Annotated in this window: 14 protein-coding genes; 9 read left to right on the top strand and 5 right to left on the bottom strand. The window is 65.5% G+C overall.

The window, feature by feature from the left end; genetic code table 11:
* Positions 1-127 precede the first annotated feature (127 nt).
* Positions 128-961, top strand: a complete 834-nt coding sequence (locus ACPRTJ_RS08135) for a DMT family transporter (protein WP_043863608.1) — start codon at positions 128-130, stop codon at positions 959-961.
* Between the two features lie 23 nt (positions 962-984).
* Entirely contained in the window at positions 985-1371 is a 387-nt protein-coding gene (locus tag ACPRTJ_RS08130) for an MAPEG family protein (RefSeq protein WP_054915760.1), read from the top strand.
* Between the two features lies 1 nt (position 1372).
* Here ACPRTJ_RS08130 and mltA read toward each other — a convergent pair whose 3' ends face one another.
* Complete coding sequence (gene mltA, locus ACPRTJ_RS08125; protein WP_054915759.1) at positions 1373-2530, bottom strand: murein transglycosylase A; 1158 nt, start codon at positions 2528-2530, stop codon at positions 1373-1375.
* Positions 2531-2661: 131 nt separating this feature from the next.
* Here mltA and ACPRTJ_RS08120 point away from each other — a divergent pair, with 131 nt between their 5' ends.
* Positions 2662-3105: a c-type cytochrome gene (locus ACPRTJ_RS08120; protein ID WP_173925103.1), complete on the top strand. Its 444-nt coding sequence runs from the start codon at positions 2662-2664 to the stop codon at positions 3103-3105.
* A 98-nt stretch (positions 3106-3203) separates the two neighbouring features.
* Here the strand turns inward: ACPRTJ_RS08120 and ACPRTJ_RS08115 are convergent, their stop codons facing one another.
* The 4 genes from ACPRTJ_RS08115 to ACPRTJ_RS08100 form a co-directional block, all read right to left on the bottom strand.
* Positions 3204-3599 carry a DUF1090 domain-containing protein gene (locus tag ACPRTJ_RS08115; RefSeq protein ID WP_043863604.1) on the bottom strand — a complete coding sequence of 132 codons (396 nt, stop codon included), beginning with the start codon at positions 3597-3599 and terminating at the stop codon, positions 3204-3206.
* 59 nt (positions 3600-3658) lie between these two features.
* A complete protein-coding gene (gene ligB, locus ACPRTJ_RS08110; RefSeq protein WP_100632921.1) occupies positions 3659-5311 on the bottom strand; it encodes an NAD-dependent DNA ligase LigB in 1653 nt (550 codons plus the stop codon).
* Positions 5312-5423: 112 nt separating this feature from the next.
* Positions 5424-6614 (bottom strand): methionine adenosyltransferase, encoded by a 1191-nt coding sequence (metK, locus tag ACPRTJ_RS08105; protein WP_043863602.1) that lies wholly within the window; start codon positions 6612-6614, stop codon positions 5424-5426.
* 19 nt (positions 6615-6633) lie between these two features.
* Positions 6634-7629 carry an ArsR/SmtB family transcription factor gene (locus tag ACPRTJ_RS08100; RefSeq protein ID WP_043863601.1) on the bottom strand — a complete coding sequence of 332 codons (996 nt, stop codon included), beginning with the start codon at positions 7627-7629 and terminating at the stop codon, positions 6634-6636.
* Between the two features lie 257 nt (positions 7630-7886).
* Here ACPRTJ_RS08100 and tkt point away from each other — a divergent pair, with 257 nt between their 5' ends.
* The 6 genes from tkt (at position 7887) to fba (ending at position 14072) form a co-directional block, all read left to right on the top strand.
* Positions 7887-9884, top strand: a complete 1998-nt coding sequence (tkt, locus tag ACPRTJ_RS08095; RefSeq protein ID WP_043863600.1) for a transketolase — start codon at positions 7887-7889, stop codon at positions 9882-9884.
* Between the two features lie 150 nt (positions 9885-10034).
* A complete protein-coding gene (epd, locus tag ACPRTJ_RS08090; RefSeq protein WP_043863599.1) occupies positions 10035-11102 on the top strand; it encodes an erythrose-4-phosphate dehydrogenase in 1068 nt (355 codons plus the stop codon).
* Positions 11103-11114: 12 nt separating this feature from the next.
* A complete protein-coding gene (locus ACPRTJ_RS08085) occupies positions 11115-12278 on the top strand; it encodes a phosphoglycerate kinase (RefSeq protein WP_043863598.1) in 1164 nt (387 codons plus the stop codon).
* A gap of 32 nt (positions 12279-12310) precedes the next feature.
* Positions 12311-12529 (top strand): hypothetical protein, encoded by a 219-nt coding sequence (locus ACPRTJ_RS08080; protein ID WP_043863597.1) that lies wholly within the window; start codon positions 12311-12313, stop codon positions 12527-12529.
* A 51-nt stretch (positions 12530-12580) separates the two neighbouring features.
* A complete protein-coding gene (locus ACPRTJ_RS08075) occupies positions 12581-12907 on the top strand; it encodes an MliC family protein (RefSeq protein ID WP_043863596.1) in 327 nt (108 codons plus the stop codon).
* Positions 12908-13007: 100 nt separating this feature from the next.
* A complete protein-coding gene (gene fba, locus ACPRTJ_RS08070) occupies positions 13008-14072 on the top strand; it encodes a class II fructose-bisphosphate aldolase (protein WP_043863595.1) in 1065 nt (354 codons plus the stop codon).
* The last annotated feature ends 73 nt before the right edge of the window (positions 14073-14145 follow it).

Genomic DNA, 14145 nt, shown 5'->3' with positions numbered 1-14145 from the left:
GGGCAGGGCTTGGATGCGCCGGCGCGAGGTTCAGGACACACTTTTTCGATCAACGTTGACCGCAGGCTGGCTGTTTTGTTGCGCCTGGTTGAAACTGCGCAGCCGTGCACTACCCAGGAACTCAACCGTGCTCGCCACTTCGCTGGTGCTGATCGCCGCCCTGCTGCATGCCACCTGGAACACCCTGATCAAGTTCAGCGGCGAGCGTCTGCTGGTGATTGCCAGCATGGACGTGGTGGCGCTGCTGTTCGCCCTGGCGATGGTGGCGTTCGTGCAGGTACCGCCGCCCGAGATCTGGCCGTGGATGCTGGCCTCGGCGGCGTTCGAGCTGTTGTACCGCTACCTGCTGATCAAGGCCTACCGGGTCGGCGACCTGGGCCTGGTCTACCCCCTGATGCGCGGGTTGTCGCCGCTGGTGGTGCTGGCGCTGACCCTGACCTTTGCCGGCGAGACGCTGAGCACCCAGCAGATCTTCGGCATTCTGCTGATCCCGTGCGGCATGGCCTGCCTGCTGTGGCAGGGCGGTGGCGGCGAACGTCTGCCCTGGTCGATGCTGCCGGTGGTGGCGCTGATCGGCCTGTGCATCGGCTGCTACACCTGGCTCGACGGCAGCGCGATCCGGCTGTGGTCGCAGCCGCTGGACTACCTGGTGTGGCTGACGCTGATCAGCGCCTGGCCGTTCCCGTTGCTGGCGACGGTGGCCCGGCGCGCGCCGTTTGCGCAGTTCTGGCGCAGCCAGTGGAAGCTGGGCCTGGCCGTGGGGTTGTGCGTGCTGTCCAGCTATGCGCTGGTACTGTGGGCCATGCAACTGGGCTCGGTGGCCGAGGCTGCGGCGCTGCGCGAGGTGAGCGTGATCCTGGTGGTGCTGATGGGCATGCGCTACCTCAAAGAACCTTTCGGCGGGCCGAGGCTCTTAGCTTGTGCACTGGTACTGATCGGCATGCTGATCATGAAACTCTGACCCCAACAACAAGGACCCCTGCCATGACCGTCGCCTTCTGGTGTGTATTGATCGCGTTGCTGCTGCCGTTCGTGTGCACCAGCATCGCCAAGTTCGGCAGTGGTCGCTTCAGCCTGCGACAGAACCATGACCCGCGCGGTTTTCTGGACAAGCTCGAAGGCCTGCCGCGCCGCGCCCATGCGGCGCAGCTCAACAGTTTCGAGTCGATTCCGGCGTTCGTCGCGGCGGTGGTGATCGCCGACATCGTCGGCAATGCCGAGCAGGTCACCCAGGACGTGCTGGCGGTGCTCTACATCACCAGCCGCCTGCTCTACATCATCTGCTACCTGGCCGACTGGGCCGCGCTGCGCTCGGTGGTGTGGTTCGCGGGCATCGGCCTGATCGTCAGCTTCTTCGTGGTCTCGGCCTGAGCTACTTGCCTTCCACCTGCGGCACCACCGGCAGTGCCGCGCCCTTGGGCCACAGCAGCCAGATCTGACCCTGCTGCTTCATGTCCCCGGCCAGAGCGCCGGCCTCGCTGCCGGTACCCCAGAACAGATCGGCGCGCACTTCGCCGGTGATGGCCCCGCCGGTGTCCTGCGCGGCCACCGGGCGTACCACCGGCGCGCCGTCCGGGCGGGTGGTCGACAGCCACAGCAGGCTGCCCAGCGGGATCACCTTGCGGTCGATAGCCACGCTGTAGCCGGCGGTCAGCGGCACGTTCAGCGAACCGCGCGGGCCTTCGTTGCTGTCCGGGCGAGTGCTGAAGAACACGTAGCTGGGGTTGCTGGCCAGCAGCTCGGGCACGCGGCTCGGGTTGGCCTGGGCCCAGGCGTGGATGCTGCCCATGGTCACGTCTTCCTTCTTGAGCTGGCCCTGCTCGACCAGCCAGCGGCCCACCGGGCGATACGGGTGGCCGTTCTGGTCGGCATAGCCCACGCGCAGCTGCTGCCCACTTTCGAGCTGGATGCGCCCGGAGCCCTGGATCTGCAGAAACTGCAGGTCCATCGGGTCGGTCAGCCAGGCCAGCACCGGCGCCTTGACGCCTTGCTGCTGGATCACCCCGGCGGTGTCGTAGGGCTTGAGCACGCGCCCGTCCAGGCGACCGCGCAGGCGCTTGCCCTTGAGTTCGGGGTAGATACTGTCGAGCGCCACCACCACCAGGTCATCGGGGATGCCATACACCGGCACGTTGGCCGTGGCGGTACGGGTCATGCTGCCGGGGTACACCGGTTCGTAGTAGCCGGTGATCAGGCCGTTGGCGTTGTTTTCGGCCGAGCGCAGGCCGTACACCTCGAGCTGCGTCTGCAAGAAGCCACGCACCTGGGTGGCGTCGTCGGGCACCTGCACCGCAGCAGCGCAGGGGGTGGCCCAGACCGGATCGTTCTTGAGGCGCTCGCACGCGCTGCGCCAGGCATTGAAGCCGGCCAGCAGGTCGCTGTCGGAGACCTTGGGCAGGTCTTTCCAGGTGGCTGGGCTGTAGGTGGCGAGCGGGTGCGGTGCGGATTTATCCGGGGCGCTGCCGTTGCAGCCGACCAGCAGGGCCAGCAACGCGGCGGTCAGGCCAAGGCGGCTCAGGGCGGTTTTCATGCGGGGTAGTCCTCTACGGTGTGCCTGGCGTTCAGGGCGGCCAGGCAACCCTTGTTTTTGGTAGGGGTATTGGTGTTTGCCGGCAAGGCGGGGATACTGGCCGCCTTTTTCCGTGTGCCGAGCCAAGCATGATGTTCAAGCGAATGACTGTGATCCTGGTGGCCTGCCTGGCCCTGAGCGCCTGTGGCGGTGTCGACCCCAACTCGCCGTTGGGCCAGCGCAAGGCGATTTTCAAGCAGATGCTCAAGACCAGCGAAGACCTCGGCGGCATGCTGCGTGGCCGGCTGGCGTTCGACGGGCAGAAATTTGCCGATGGTGCGGTGAAGCTCGACGCGTTGTCGCACCAGCCGTGGCAGCATTTCCCGCAGGTGCGCGAGGAGGACAGCAGCGCCACGCCCGATGTGTGGCAAAAGCAGGCGCGCTTCCAGGAGCTGGCCCGGCAGATGGAGCAGGTGACCGGCGAGCTGGTCGCCCAGACCCGTACCCAGCCATTGGAGCCTGCGGCGGTCGCGGCCCCGATGGGCAAGGTGGAAGCGGCGTGCAAGGCCTGTCATACCGAGTTTCGCAATCATTGATGGGGTGAGCTGGCCGGCCTTTTCGCCGCAGGGCCGGCTCCTACAGTTGGCGCGCTGTACGTAGGAGCCGGCCTTGCCGGCGAAGGGTTCAACGCGGACTACTTCTCCAGCTCATCCAGTGCCTGTTGCAGTTCCTTCTTCGACTCGGCCAGTTTGTCCTTGCGCTTGTTGATCTTGTCGGCGTCGCCTTTCTTCATGGCCTTGTCCAGGTCCTTGGTGCGCTGCGTCACTTCATGACGGGCATCCAGCACCTTCTGTTCACGCTGTTTCTTCAGGCCGGCATCGGTGCAGTGCTCGGTCACTTCGCTCAGGGCCTTCTCGAGGCCGGCCTGCTGGGCGCTGTTGCCGTGGGCGCGGGCCTGTTCGATCTGTTCGCTGATCGCCTGCTTCTTGGCAGCGCAGCCGGTCAGGCCGGGTTGTTCCTCGGCAGCCATCAGCGAAGTGGCGAGCAGCGAGCAGGCGGCGAACAGGGCAAGCGGGGAAAGCAGTTTCATAGTGGCTCCGTGGTCGCGGGCTTGGCAGAAACCCATGATGCTGCCCTGATCCGACAAATTTAGAAACCCTCGATTGTATGTTCACGTAACCGCGCCGCCAGGGCCTGCACCTGCGGGTGAGCGAAAAAGGCCAGCAACTGGCCGGCACGGTGGGCACCCACGCCAGGCTCGGCCTGCCACTGCGCCGCATCGCGGGCAGCCAGCGCGGCCCACGTGTCCCCCGCTGCCAACGCACGCGGGGCCGGCATACCCAGGGCCCGCGCCCAGGTGGCAAAGGGTCGCTGACGGGCCTGTTCGAGGGCGGGGTACAACGGATGTTCGGCGGGCAGTTCCAGCACATCGGCCAGTGTGCGCAACTGGCCGGCGTCGACCAGGCGCTCCCAGCTGGCCGGCCCGGCACCTGGGAGTGCCAGGCCCTGCTTGCCGCCCAGCCATTGCAACCTGGCCAGGAACTGCTGACGACACCCGGCGCTCAGTTCCCAGCAGCTCAACGGATGAAACGCATCGGCCGCCGGTACCTCCATCTCGCGCCGTTCGAGGGCGCGGTGCACCACGCCGTCCAGACGGGGAATGGTCAGGCCTGCCAGGCTGATCGCCACCTGATCGCCCGGGCGAATGTCCAGTTGCTGCCAGCGTCTTAGCGAGCCCACGCTGACCTGGCGCACCGTGCGGTCATCCAGCTGCACCGGTGCCAGTTGCAGCACCGGGGTGATGCGACCGGTGCGCCCCACGTTGAACTGCACGCGTCGCACCTCTGCCAGCACCTGGGCGAAGGGGTATTTCCATGCCGCTATCCAGTACGGCGCCCGGGCCTGCCAGCGCTCGCCGGGCGGACGCCGGCCCTGGCGCAGCACCACGCCGTCGCTGGCGAATGGCAGTGGCGTGCGGTACCAGTGCTGGCGCCAGTGGGCGGCCTGGTCGAAGGTCTGCACCGGCTGGCTGAACGCCTCGCTGTAGGCAAAGCCCAGGGCGCTCAGGCGTGCCAGGCGCTCGCGCTGGTCCAGGGGGCCCTGCGGCCAGGCCCAGGCGAACAGCTCGACCACCGCGCCCTGCGCGGGGGTGAGCTGCTTGCGCGCCAGCAACCCGGCGACGTTGCCGCGGGCATTCCGGCTGCCCGCTGCGGCCTGCACATGCCCGTCCAGGCGCCAGAACAGCTCGCCTTGCAGTATCAGGTCCAGAGGTTCGGGCAACGTGTGGGGGAGGGCGCCCAGTGCCGGCAGGTGGCGGCTCCAGTCATGCCCGTAGGCGCCGTCGCCGCGGCTGATCAGGCGCACCAGCCGGCCCTTTGCATAGACCAGCGTGGCGGCCACGCCATCCACCTTGGGTTGTACCCAGAGGTCCTGCTTGCCGTGCATCCAGGCGCGCACGGCGGCTTCGTCGGGCAACTTGTTCAGGCCGGTGTGGGGGATGGGGTGGCGCAACGGGCCGGTGGCGGTTCCGAGCGGGTCTGCCGGGGGTGCACCGGTGCCGGGGAAGCAGGCTTGCAAGTGTTGCAGGCGCGCCCGGCTCTGGTCGTACAGCTCGTCGCTGATCAACGCGACGCCCAGGCGATGGTAATGATCGTCCCAGTCGGCCAGGCGCTCGCCCAGCTGCTTGAGTTCGCTTTGCGCCACTGCCGGTGGCCAGTCGGGGCAGGGCCGGGCGAGGGCGGTGGTTGGGGTACAGGCGAGCGTGCTGGCGAACAGCAGGCCGGACAACAGCTTGAAGGGCATGGCGAGCGTCCTTGCTCGGCGGGTGGAACTTCAAGCCTAGGCAAGAAAAAGCCCCTGCCAGTCGCCTGGCAGGGGCTCTTGTTTACCGGGTGTTGCTTGTACCGGGTGTTGCTTACAGCCCGGCGGCCGCGCGCAGCGCGTCGACACGGTCGGTGCGTTCCCAGGTGAACGTGGTGAAGGTGTCGTCGCCCACGGTCTTGACCTGCGGGGTGCGGCCGAAGTGACCGTAGGCCGCGGTTTCCTGGTACATCGGGTGCAGCAGGTCGAGCATGGTGGTGATCGCATACGGACGCAGGTCGAAACACTCGCGCACGATCTGGATGATCTTCTCGTCGGCAACCTTGCCGGTGCCGAAGGTGTTCAGCGAGATCGAGGTCGGCTGGGCCACGCCGATGGCGTACGACACCTGGATTTCGCAGCGCTCGGCCAGGCCAGCGGCAACGATGTTCTTGGCCACGTAGCGACCGGCGTAGGCGGCCGAACGGTCAACCTTGGACGGGTCCTTGCCGGAGAAAGCGCCCCCCCCGTGACGGGCCATGCCGCCGTAGGTGTCGACGATGATCTTGCGGCCGGTCAGGCCGCAGTCGCCCACCGGGCCACCGATGATGAAGTTGCCGGTGGGGTTGATGTGGAACTGGGTGTCCTTGTGCAGCAGCTCGGCCGGCAGCACGTGCTTGACGATCAGCTCCATCACGCCTTCGCGCAGGTCGGCGTAGGACACGTCCGGGTTGTGCTGGGTCGACAGCACGATGGCGTCGATGCCCACCACCTTGCCGCCTTCGTAGCGGCAGGTGACCTGGGACTTGGCGTCCGGGCGCAGCCACGGCAACAGGCCGGACTTGCGCGCTTCGGCCTGACGCTGCACCAGCTGGTGCGAGAAGCTGATCGGGGCTGGCATCAGCTCCGGGGTTTCGTTGCTGGCGTAGCCGAACATCAGGCCCTGGTCGCCCGCGCCCTGGTCTTCAGGCTTGCTGCGGTCAACGCCCTGGGCGATGTCTACCGACTGCTTGCCGATGATGTTCATCACCGCACAGGTGGCGCCGTCGAAACCGACGTCGGAGCTGTTGTAGCCGATGTCGACGATCACGTTGCGCACGATGTCTTCGAGGTCGACCCAGGCCGAAGTGGTCACTTCGCCGGCGATGATGGCCACACCGGTTTTCACCAGGGTCTCGCACGCCACGCGGGCGAACTTGTCTTCGGCGATGATGGCGTCGAGCACCGCATCCGAAATCTGGTCGGCGATTTTATCCGGATGCCCTTCAGACACGGACTCGGAGGTGAAAAGGGAGTATTCGCTCATCTCGACGGGTTCCTAAAATTTACCGATGGTGAGTGTCGCCAGGTGGTCGCTGAAAGTGGCGAACCTGAATCTGGAAACCATTACGTAAGCCCACATAGAGGCTGTCCTCGGGAACCAGCCCCGCGGCGCTGGCCCAACGGGCCAAATCATCCTGTTCAAAGCCCAGCCAGAGATCGCCGCACGCCTGGCGCGCCCAGCTCTGGTCGTGGCTGCACAGTTCTGTTACCAACAGGCTTCCGCCTGGTCTGACACGCTTGGCCAGGTGCCCGAGGGCCTGGGCAGGCTCGCTGAAATGGTGCAGCACCATGTTCAGCACCACGCAGTCGGCCTGTACATCCGTTGCATGCAGGGCATCGGCCAACAGCAGGGTTACGTTAGCCAGGCGCTCGCGCTGGCACACCTGGCGCGCCAGCTCGAGCATGGTCGGGCTGTTGTCCAGGGCGGTGACGTGGGTGAAGCGCCGCGCCAGTTCGGGCAGAAACTCGCCATCGCCGGGGCCGACCTCCAGGGCGCTGGCCAGCGGGTCGAAGCTGAGCTTGTCGAGCAGCGCCAGCAGGCTTTCGCGGTACTGCGCCAGGCCGGCGATCAGGTCCTGCTGGGCGCGGAACTTCTCTTCCACACGCAGGAAGAAGTCCTGGCTGGTGGCGGCCCGGCGCACCTGCACCTGGCCGATGCGCGCCTGCACCTCGGCCGGCAGTTCCAGCGCGTCGACCTCCTCCAGCAGCGCCCCGTGCAGCTTGCCGCCCAGGCGCTGGCTGTCGGGCAGTGCGCGGCGATAGAAGATCGCGTTGCCTTCGCGCCGGGTGGCCACCAGGTCGGCCTGGGCCAGTACCTTGAGATGGTGGCTCATGCCCGACTGGCCGATGGCGAAGATCTGCGCCAGCTCCAGCACCCCGAACGAATCGCTGGCCAGCGCGCGCAGCACGTTCAGCCGCAGCGGGTCGCCGCCGGCCTTGCACAGGGCAGCCAGCGCGTCGCTTTGCTCGGGGTCGATGGAGGGGGCGTGAAGGTTCATGGGCGGCAGTCTAGTCAGCGTGCAGCGGCCTCGCAAGTTCTATATCAAAAAGTTTTGATATTGCTCGATGGGCGGGCCCGGCCCGGCATGGCAGGCGACAATTTCTGCCGTTTTGTCGGCGCAACACGGGATTAGTCGCTCAATCGCACTAAAAACGTCCCTCATCGACCATCCGTGATTGCCCCCGGGCACGTGCCTGGGCGAAAATGGCCGCCTTTTTCCGTTCGTTAATATTCAAGCCCCCCAGGAGACAAGCGATGCCCAGCCGTCGTGAGCGTGCCAACGCCATTCGTGCCCTCAGCATGGATGCCGTGCAAAAAGCCAACAGCGGCCATCCCGGTGCCCCGATGGGCATGGCGGATATCGCCGAGGTTCTTTGGCGTGACTTCTTGAAGCACAACCCGAGCAACCCGCACTTCGCCGACCGTGACCGCTTCGTGCTGTCCAACGGCCACGGCTCGATGCTGATCTACTCGCTGCTGCACCTGACCGGCTACGACCTGTCGATCGACGACCTCAAGGCGTTCCGTCAACTGCACAGCCGCACCCCGGGCCACCCGGAATTCGGCTACACCCCAGGCGTCGAGACCACCACCGGCCCGCTGGGCCAGGGTCTGGCCAACGCCGTGGGCTTTGCCCTGGCCGAAAAAGTGCTGGGCGCCCAGTTCAACCGTCCAGGCCACGACGTCGTCGACCACCACACCTATGTGTTCCTGGGTGATGGCTGCATGATGGAAGGCATTTCCCACGAAGTTGCTGCACTGGCCGGTACCCTGGGCCTGGGCAAGCTGATCGCCTTCTACGACGACAACGGCATCTCCATCGACGGCGAAGTCGAAGGCTGGTTCACCGACGACACGCCGAAGCGTTTCGAAGCCTACCACTGGCAGGTGATCCGCAATGTCGACGGTCACGACCCAGAAGAGATCAAGACCGCCATCGAGACCGCGCGCAAGAGCGCGCAGCCGACCCTGATCTGCTGCAAGACCACCATCGGCTTCGGTTCGCCGAACAAGGGCGGCAAGGAAGACTGCCACGGCGCGCCACTGGGCGATGCTGAAATCGCCCTGACCCGCCAGGCCCTGAACTGGAACCACGGCCCGTTCGAAATCCCGGCCGACATCTATGCCGAGTGGGATGCCAAGCAGGCCGGCGCCGCCGCCGAAGCCGCCTGGGACCAGCGCTTTGCTGCTTACGCCGCAGCCTTCCCTGAGCTGGCCAGCGAACTCAAGCGTCGCCTGAGCGGCGAACTGCCAGCCGACTTCGCCGAGAAGGCTGCCGCCTACATCGCCGAAGTGGACGCCAAGGGCGAAAGCATCGCCAGCCGCAAGGCCAGCCAGAACACCCTGAACGCCTTCGGCCCGCTGCTGCCGGAGTTCCTCGGTGGCTCGGCGGACCTCGCCGGCTCCAACCTGACCCTGTGGAAAGGTTGCAAGGGCGTCAGCGCCGAAGATGCCAGCGGCAACTACATGTACTACGGCGTGCGCGAGTTCGGCATGACCGCCATCATGAACGGCGTTGCCCTGCACGGCGGCCTGGTGCCTTACGGCGCGACCTTCCTGATGTTCATGGAATACGCCCGCAATGCCGTGCGCATGTCGGCCCTGATGAAACAGCGCGTGATCCACGTCTACACCCACGACTCCATCGGCCTGGGCGAAGACGGCCCGACTCACCAGCCGATCGAGCAGCTGACCAGCCTGCGTACCACGCCGAACCTGGACACCTGGCGTCCGGCCGACGCGGTCGAATCGGCCGTGAGCTGGAAGCACGCCCTGGAGCGCAAGGACGGCCCTTCGGCGCTGATCTTCTCGCGTCAGAACCTGCAGCACCAAACCCGCGACGCCGGCCAGATCGCCGACATCAGCCGTGGTGGCTACGTGCTCAAGGACTGCGCAGGCGAGCCTGAGCTGATCCTGATCGCCACCGGTTCCGAAGTGGGCCTGGCGGTGCAGGCGTTCGACAAGCTGACCGAGCAGGGCCGCAAGGTGCGCGTGGTATCGATGCCATGCACCAGCGTGTTCGATGCCCAGGACGCCAGCTACAAGCAGTCGGTTCTGCCACTGCAGGTGGGCGCGCGGATTGCCATCGAAGCTGCCCACGCCGACTTCTGGTACAAGTACGTGGGCCTGGAAGGCCGCGTCATCGGCATGACCACCTACGGTGAATCGGCGCCGGCTTCGGCACTGTTCGAAGAGTTCGGCTTCACCCTGGAAAACATCCTGGGTACGGCTGAAGAGCTGCTGGAAGACTGATAAAACCAGTTGGAGCGGCGTTGAACCCATCGCGGGTCAAGCCCGCTCCCACAGGGATCACGAGTGTCCTTGTGGGAGCGGGCTTGACCCGCGATTGCCGCGACTCGGTTCCTGCAGGTTGCAGATAACATTCTGTTCCGTGAGCATCCCATGCCCCAACCGCGTCCCTACAAAGTTGCACTCAACGGCTACGGCCGCATCGGTCGTTGCGTCCTGCGCGCACTCTTTGAGCGGGGGGCCAGCGCGGGCTTCGAGATCGTTGCACTGAACGACCTGGCCGATCAGGCCAGCCTCGAATACCTGACACGCTTCGACTCCACCCACGGGCGCTTTCCCGGTGAGGTCAGGGTCGACGGCGATTGTCTGCATATCAATGGCGACTGCGTCAAAGTACTGCGCAGCGCCACCCCCGAAGGCATCGACTGGGCCGCGCTCGACGTCGACCTGGTGCTCGAATGCTCCGGGGCCTACAACACCCGCGCCGACGGCCAGCGTTTCCTCGACGCCGGCGCACCACGCGTGCTGTTTTCCCAGCCGATGGCCAGCGAGGCGGATGTCGACGCCACCGTTGTCTACGGCATCAACCAGGATTGCCTTGAAGGCGGCGAACGGCTGGTATCCAACGCCTCCTGCACCACCAACTGCGGCGTGCCGCTGCTGCGTGTGCTCGACCAGGCCTTCGGCATCGAGTACGTGCAGATCACCACCATCCACTCGGCAATGAACGACCAGCCGGTGATCGATGCCTACCACCACGAAGACCTGCGCCGCACCCGTTCGGCGTTCCAGTCGGTGATTCCGGTGTCTACCGGGCTCGCGCGGGGTATCGAACGCCTGCTGCCGGAACTTGCCGGGCGAATCCAGGCCAAAGCGGTACGCGTGCCGACGGTGAACGTGTCGTGCCTGGACATCACCCTGCAGACCGCCCGCGATACCACCGCGGCCGAAGTCAACCAGGTGCTGCGTGAAGCGGCCCTGAGTGGCCCGCTCAAGGGGTTGCTGGCCTACACCGAACTGCCCCACGCCAGCTGTGATTTCAACCATGACCCACATTCGGCCATCGTCGATGCCAGCCAGACCCGCGTTTGCGGCCCCCGCCTGGTGAACCTGCTGGCCTGGTTCGACAACGAATGGGGGTTCGCCAACCGCATGCTCGACGTCGCCGAACATTTTCTGCGCGTCGTGGACTCAACCAGCACCACTCGCAAACAGCCCTGAAGGACTGCATTCATGACCGTTTTGAAGATGACCGACCTCGATCTGCAAGGTAAGCGCGTACTGATCCGCGAAGACCTCAACGTGCCTGTGAAGGACGGTGTGGTCAGCAGCGACGCGCGCATCCTGGCCTCGCTGCCGACCATCAAGCTGGCCCTGGAGAAGGGCGCGGCCGTGATGGTCTGCTCGCACCTGGGGCGCCCGACCGAAGGCGAGTTCTCGGCCGAGAACAGCCTCAAGCCGGTGGCCGACTACCTGAGCAAGGCGCTGGGCCGTGAGGTGCCGCTGGTGGCCGACTACCTGGGCGGCGTGGACGTGAAGGCCGGCGACATCGTGCTGTTCGAGAACGTGCGCTTCAACAAGGGCGAGAAAAAGAACGCCGACGAACTGGCCCAGCAATACGCCGCCCTGTGCGACGTGTTCGTGATGGACGCCTTCGGTACCGCCCACCGTGCCGAGGGCTCGACCCACGGCGTGGCCAAGTTCGCCAAGGTCGCCGCTGCCGGTCCGCTGCTGGCCGCCGAACTGGATGCACTGGGCAAGGCCCTGAAGGCCCCGGCCAAGCCGATGGCCGCCATCGTCGCCGGTTCCAAGGTATCGACCAAGCTGGACGTGCTCAACAGCCTGAGCCAGGTGTGCGACCTGCTGATCGTCGGTGGCGGCATCGCCAACACCTTCCTGGCCGCTGCCGGCCACCCGGTGGGCAAGTCGCTGTACGAAGCCGACCTGATCGACACCGCCAAGGCCATCGCTGCCAAGGTCAACGTGCCGCTGCCGGTGGACGTGGTGGTGGCCAAGGAATTTGCCGAAAGCGCCACGGCTACCGTCAAGCTGGTGGGCGAGGTGGCCGAGGACGACATGATCCTGGACATCGGCCCGCAGACCGCCGAACAGTTCGCCGAGCTGCTGAAGTCGTCCAAGACCATCCTGTGGAACGGCCCGGTGGGCGTGTTCGAGTTCGACCAGTTCGGCAACGGCACCAGGACCCTGGCCAAGGCCATCGCCGACAGCGCCGCGTTCTCGATTGCCGGCGGTGGCGACACCCTGGCGGCCATCGACAAATATGGCGTGGCCAGCCAGATCTCCTACATTTCTACCGGTGGCGGTGCATTCCTCGAGTTCGTCGAGGGCAAGGTGCTGCCGGCGGTGGACGTGCTGGAACAACGGGCCAAGGCCTGACTCGCTCAGCCTGGCAAAGGGAGTGTGGCCTGATGGTCAAGCGGTTGCCTGTGTTTATCCTGGCCGGTCTGCTCAGCGCCTGCGCTGGCAGCCCGGAGCCTGCGGCGGATGCCCCCGGCAAGCCGAAGGGCGGTTGCTACCAGTCGCAGTGGCAGGCAGAGACCGTGCCGGTGATCAACAAGAGGCTCGGCCCGGACGGGCTGGAGAAGTATGACGAGGAACACCAGCGCCAGGCCCCGGGTTGCCCTTGATCGGTTCGAGGCAACCTGTTGGCCGGTTCGTGGTCTTCTAGAGGATATTCGATGAAAAGCGTTGTAGCCCTGATGGCCCTGGTTCTGATGGCAGGTTGCGCAAGCCTCAAGCCAACCCCGGCCCCGACCGACAACTGGACCCGCTGGGTCTGTGACAGTCAGGCCGAGGTGCTGTGGCGGTTTGCCGATGCCAGCCAGGAAGAAGTGGATGTACGCCTTGGTGGCGGCGATCAGGTCTACCGGCTCAAGCCGGAGCCCGGTGCGTCGGGTGCGCTGTACAGTGATGGCGTGCTGGCCCTGCACACCAAGGGCGATGAAGGCCTGGTGTACTGGGTAGCGACCAACGATTTGATAGGGCGGGGCTGCAAGGCACCGTGACTGGCCGGGCCGACCGCTGTCGGCCCACACTACTTGAATAGCAACCGCCGCTGCGGCAGGCTTGCACGAAAAACGACGCTTGTCGGGAGAGAGATACACAATGGCACTCATTAGCATGCGCCAGATGCTGGACCACGCCGCCGAGTTCGGCTACGGCGTTCCGGCTTTCAACGTCAACAACCTCGAGCAAATGCGCGCCATCATGGAAGCCGCCGACAAGACCGACTCCCCGGTGATTGTCCAGGCCTCGGCCGGTGCCCGCAAATACGCCGGTGCGCCGTTCCTGCGCCACCTGATCCTGGCGGCGATCGAAGAATTCCCGCACATCCCGGTGTGCATGCACCAGGACCACGGCACCAGCCCTGACGTGTGCCAGCGTTCGATCCAGCTGGGCTTCAGCTCGGTGATGATGGACGGCTCGCTGGGCGAAGACGGCAAGACCCCGACCGACTACGACTACAACGTGCGTGTCACCCAGCAGACCGTGGCCATGGCCCACGCCTGCGGCGTTTCGGTAGAAGGCGAGCTGGGTTGCCTGGGTTCGCTGGAAACCGGCATGGCCGGTGAAGAAGACGGCATCGGCGCCGAAGGCGTGCTGGATCACAGCCAGATGCTGACCGACCCTGAAGAAGCTGCCGATTTCGTCAAGCGTACCCAGGTCGATGCCCTGGCCATCGCCATCGGCACCAGCCACGGCGCCTACAAGTTCACCAAGCCGCCTACCGGCGACGTGCTGGCGATCGACCGCATCAAGGAGATCCACAAGCGCATCCCCAACACTCACCTGGTGATGCACGGTTCGTCTTCGGTGCCGCAGGAGTGGCTGGCGATCATCAACCAGTACGGTGGCGACATCAAGGAAACCTACGGCGTACCGGTTGAAGAAATCGTCGAAGGCATCAAGTACGGCGTGCGCAAGGTCAACATCGACACCGACCTGCGCCTGGCGTCCACCGGTGCCATGCGCCGCCTGATGGCCACCAACCCGAGCGAGTTCGACCCGCGCAAGTTCTTCGGTGAAACCGTCAAGGCCATGCGCGACGTGTGCATCGCTCGCTACGAAGCCTTCGGCACCGCCGGCAACGCCTCGAAGATCAAGCCGATCTCCCTCGAAGCGATGTTCCAGCGCTATGCCAAGGGCGAGCTGGCCGCCAAGGTCAACTAAGCCTGGTTGGTTGTACGAAAAACCCGCAGCGATGCGGGTTTTTTTATGCCCGTGCGGCCTGCTTCACCGGCCG

The organism is Pseudomonas palmensis, from assembly GCF_049942755.1.
Lineage (GTDB): Bacteria > Pseudomonadota > Gammaproteobacteria > Pseudomonadales > Pseudomonadaceae > Aquipseudomonas > Aquipseudomonas palmensis.
Note: the sequence above shows the minus strand (reverse complement) of the source record. Positions and strands in the feature narration are given on the sequence as shown.